Source organism: Nocardiopsis lucentensis DSM 44048 (assembly GCF_000341125.1).
Lineage (GTDB): Bacteria > Actinomycetota > Actinomycetes > Streptosporangiales > Streptosporangiaceae > Nocardiopsis > Nocardiopsis lucentensis.
In genome coordinates this window covers 1-644 of record NZ_ANBC01000763.1, presented here as the reverse complement: position 1 = coordinate 644, position 644 = coordinate 1, and the positions used below count along the sequence as shown (strand labels likewise).

Annotated in this window: 1 protein-coding gene; it reads right to left on the bottom strand. The window is 73.3% G+C overall.

Going from position 1 to position 644, the window contains the following annotated elements:
- Positions 1-13 precede the first annotated feature (13 nt).
- Positions 14-644 (bottom strand): enolase C-terminal domain-like protein (locus tag D471_RS36365; RefSeq protein ID WP_040691420.1); only part of this gene is annotated, 631 nt, incomplete at its 5' end.

Below are 644 nucleotides of genomic sequence, written 5' to 3'. Positions count from 1 at the left end.
CGCCCCCCCGCCGCTAGCGGGAGGCGGACACGACCGGGGCGAGCGTGTCGGAGAACACCAGACCGTGGCCGAGCCCGGTGTCGGCGCGCACCCGCCCCCCGTCGAACTCCACCCCGCTGGGACGGGCCAACGCACCCAGCGCGGCGAAGGAGGCCCGGTCGACGTCCTCGACCATCGCCACCCGGGGCAGACACAACGCCAACTGTCCCGACAGCTCGGGCAACAGGTGCGGAGCCACCGGCACACCCCGACGCGCCATCGACTCCGCGATCCTCAAGAACGGCGTGACCCCGCCCACCCGCACCACGTTGGGCTGGGCGACGTCACACACCCCCAACTCCACCGCCCTCTCGAACTCCTCCACCGTGCGCAGGTTCTCACCCACCGCGAACGGCACACCCGTCCGCTCCCGCAGACGCGCGTGCGCCGCCAGATCCCCCGCGACCAACGGCTCCTCCACGAAGTGCGGGTCGAACGGCTCCAACGCCGACAGCGCCCGGGCCGCCGTCGGCACGTCCCACCGCTGGTTGGCGTCGACCATCAACAACCGGTCCGGCCCCAACACCTCCCGCACCGCCGCGACCCGCTCCACGTCCCGGCCCGCGTCCGCGGACCCGACCTTGATCTTCACCGCGCGATGACCG